The 3,876-nt window shown below is 38.2% G+C and carries 2 protein-coding genes; both read left to right on the top strand.

The genetic code is table 11. The annotated features are described in order from the left end of the window. Positions 1 to 1,874, top strand: a 1,874-nt coding sequence (locus tag ACO4PX_RS09175) for a ComEC/Rec2 family competence protein (protein ID WP_485572354.1), incomplete at its 5' end; no start/stop codon positions are given. Between the two features lie 78 nt (positions 1,875 to 1,952). After that, a complete protein-coding gene (locus ACO4PX_RS09170) occupies positions 1,953 to 3,707 on the top strand; it encodes a DHHW family protein (RefSeq protein ID WP_485572353.1) in 1,755 nt (584 codons plus the stop codon). Positions 3,708 to 3,876 lie beyond the last annotated feature (169 nt).

Genomic DNA, 3,876 nt, shown 5'->3' with positions numbered 1-3,876 from the left:
AAGCCATGTATATAGATTATATATATTTTCAAAATAACTCTAAAACTAAGTCATCTTATAATTTCTATTTGAAAGAAAATTGGGATTTGATAAATGAGTTAATCAAGGACTTACAACCGATATCTTGTTTAGATAATGATATAAACAGTGTATATATGTTATTAATGCAGTTATATGACATCTTCACAAATTGTAAAGACAAACCCCTTGAACAACTAGATATGCAACTCGAAAAAATATGTGTAGAAGCAATGAATAATATTTTTATTAATGAGAAATATGAATTGTTTCATGAATATCTAAGATATATAGAGAAATTGGGGCGGCCTGAATTTTTTACTCATCATGAAGTTTGCGACAAAATGTTTGAAAATGTATTTCAAGGAAAGTCCAAGGTATTTATTCAGATGCCTGATTTAAGAGAACGTGAGTTTAGTGAATATGACAAATATACTGATAATCAGAAATCAATACTCTTGCAATGCTCTTTATTAACTTTACCGATGCTTCATTATGATCGGATGATGCTAAGTGCAATACCGAACAATAGAGACGATTATGGCTATAGACCATATTTTTTCAGCTTTATTGCGGAGATAAATAGAAATGAATTTCAAAGATTACAAGATATTCAAAATCAAATAAGTAGCAATAATAAAGTTAAAGACGAAGATTCATATTTTTGGACGGAATGCACATTTGTTCCGGATGAGCGTTTTGATTCTAATTCAGGTTATAGTCGAAATAACAGCCTGAATAATCTCTCATACTATGATACAGGTGATAGCCTACATTTTAGATTGAATGGCTATGTCATTCAAAGTATCATCCAAGATTCTACATTAGATAAGCAGGTTAATCAAAATGCCAGACCAGTAAAAACAATTAAAAAACCCCTTTATATACTTTCCGGAACAGGAATTTCACTAGATGACATTAAATTAATTGTAGATACTTATGAAATACCAAAGGCTTGTGAGAAAGATGATAAATTTAACTGGCTCATAAAAGATAAAATTGGGAACAGAATGGTATCATATGTTGATGTATATAGGATTGGAAATGGAAATTGTGTTTTTGTGAAGATAGAGGATAATGATGAAGGATTCTTTTATGATATAGGGTTTAATTGTAAGCAAAGACTTAGAGAGATTGAAGATGGAAGAACAGATAATTATTTCCAAATAATACAAGAGATTGTCAAAAACAAACCATCATTTTTTATACTATCACATTGGGACTTGGATCATATTCTCGGGATATCAGCAGCTAATGAAAATTATTTTACCGTAGATTGGTTTGCTCCAGATTGCTATGATGCCTGTATAGAGGCAAAACGATTAGCAAAGTACCTTGATGTGAAAAACCATTTATTTAGAGTTAAGAGAAAGGATAGTTTAAAAAATGGGCGATTGATAGGTGCACCCATCAAAATTAAAAATAGTAAAAACCAAATAATAGGTCAGTATAAGTTGTATATGGGTGAAAAGAGTGGCTGTGATAGTAGCTATTCTAATTGCGAAGGAATAGTTATTGAATACACTGACTTTAAGAGTGGCGAGGAAAAAGTATTTTTGATGATGGGAGATGTAAATTATGCATCTTTTGATAAAGCACGTGTAAATGCAGGAGAACCTAAGATTGCAGATAGTCAAATAGATTATTTAATTGTTCCGCATCATGGTTCACAACATACTGCTTATAAAAGCTTAATAAAAAATAAAGCTATTCATAAGGGGAAGTTAGCTGTAATATGCTGTACTAATGATTATAAAATAAATCGCCCGAACAAAGACCATTTGAAGAAATTAAAAAAACGATTTAAGGTTGTCACAACTGAGAAGGCTAAAAAAAGTATTAGAATTCCTCGTTAGGTTTATTCTGCTCAGATTGAAACTAGTTTAGACACGGCAACTGCTGCTAGCTATAATGTGATATAAGAGTAGATGGGAATGGATAATCAGGGAAGAGAAGAACAAATTACAGAAGAAAAGATTATGGAAGAAAAATTAACGGAAGAGAACATCATAGAAGAAAAAACTAAAGAAGAGTGCTCCTCAGAACAGCGCTCTACGGAAGAGGAATCCGTAGAAGAGGGAAGCATTGAAGAGGATTCTATAGATGTAGAAACGCCTAAAGCTAAGAGCATAGAAGAAGCGAGTCCGGAAAAGCCCAAGAAGGATTTTCCCTATGCCAAGGTATTTTCGCTGGCTATGCTGGGGCTCTTGTGCTGCCTTTTTGTGCTGGGAGTGCTTCTCCCCTTAAGACCGAGATATTCCGATGCGGAAAAAAGAGAACTGAAGAAGTTTCCGGCATTTTCCTTGCAGGGACTTTTTGTGGGAAGCTATTTCCAGGACATCACATCCTGGTATCAGGACAGTTATCCGGGAAAAGAGGAGTGGATGCTTTTGGCTTCGAAAACCAAGGCTTTCTATGGCTTGCAGGGAGAGCAGATTTACGGAGCCGCCGAGCAGGTCAAAGAAGAAATTCCCACAGGGGAAGGCGCTTTGGCAGAGACCTTCGCTTTAAAGAAGGATGGGGAAGGCGAACAGGACGGAGTAGCAGAGAAAAAGGAATCCGATGGGGAAGGCCGGGAAAAGGCGGAAGCCCGGGATAAGAAAGAAGGGAAAGAGCAGACAGAAGAAGGAAAAGGAACAGGGGAAAAGCAGGGAGAGGCAGAAGCAAAGCGGAGCGCGGAAGCAAAGCAAGGCTCCGATGCAAAGCAAGGTACAACGAAGGCAAAAGAAGAAAACAGCAATTTTGAAACGGATGCGGAGGGAAATCTGCAGATTAAAAAGGCGGATAAGGCGGAAAATGTAGCCGGCGAACAGATTGGAAGTCTCTATCTGAACGGAGATTCCGCCTATGAGCTGTTTTATTTCAGCGAAAAGGCGGTTCGTGCCCACGCTTCTTTATTAAATACTGTGCAGGCCATGTTTCCCAAGGTGAAGCTTAGCGCCATGATTGTGCCCAATTCCTTTGGCGTAATCCTGGATCCGAAGGTGCAGGAAAAGCTGGCCTCCTCCGGGATGGATCAGGCCATTGCCTACAGCTATAGCCTGATGGATAAAAGAGTCAATACGGTAAATGTTTTTGATGCTCTTTCCGCACACAAAAAGGAATACATCTATTTCCGAACGGATCATCACTGGACACAGCTTGGAGCATATTACGGCTATCAGGAATATTGCAAAAGTATGGGCTACAGCACCAAGCCTTTGTCTGACTATCAAAAGCTGGATTTCCCGGAATTTTACGGAACCTTTTACTTTTTTATGAATCGTCCGGAAAGTTTAAAGGGGCATCCCGATCAGGTGACAGCTTATCAGGGGAGCATGAATACCATGCAATATACCGACAGCAAGGGAAATCTTCAGGAAGGCAAGTTGATTAATGATGCCAGTCAAATGCTTCCCGGAAATAAATACAACTGCTTTATGCTGGGAGATCATGGCTATGTGGAAATCCATAATGAAGGGGCTCCTCGAAAGAAGAGCATTTTGGTCTTGAAGGATTCCTATGGAAATGCTTTTGTGCCTCTTTTGGCACAGGATTACCGGGACGTTTATGTGGTGGACTACCGGCATTATCAGGGAAATGCTTCCTCCCTGATCAGGGAAAAAGGCATTGAAGAAATTTTATTCCTGAATAACATTATGGGAATCGGAGAAAGTCTCTCTCAGAAAATGCTGGCGGTATTTCAGTAGGTATAGAGCTTGTACGAAGATAGTTTCGAAGCCGGCGCCGGAGATATTTAGAAGCCGGTGCTAGAGGAAGTTTGAAGCCGGTGCTGGAGACCTTTTGAAGCCGGTACAGGAAATAATAGAGTAAAGATTTTGTCAGTTGATAAAGAAATAAAAAGAGAGTAATCATAAA

The sequence above is a fragment of the Oribacterium sp. genome, from assembly GCF_057249185.1.
Note: the sequence above shows the minus strand (reverse complement) of the source record. Positions and strands in the feature narration are given on the sequence as shown.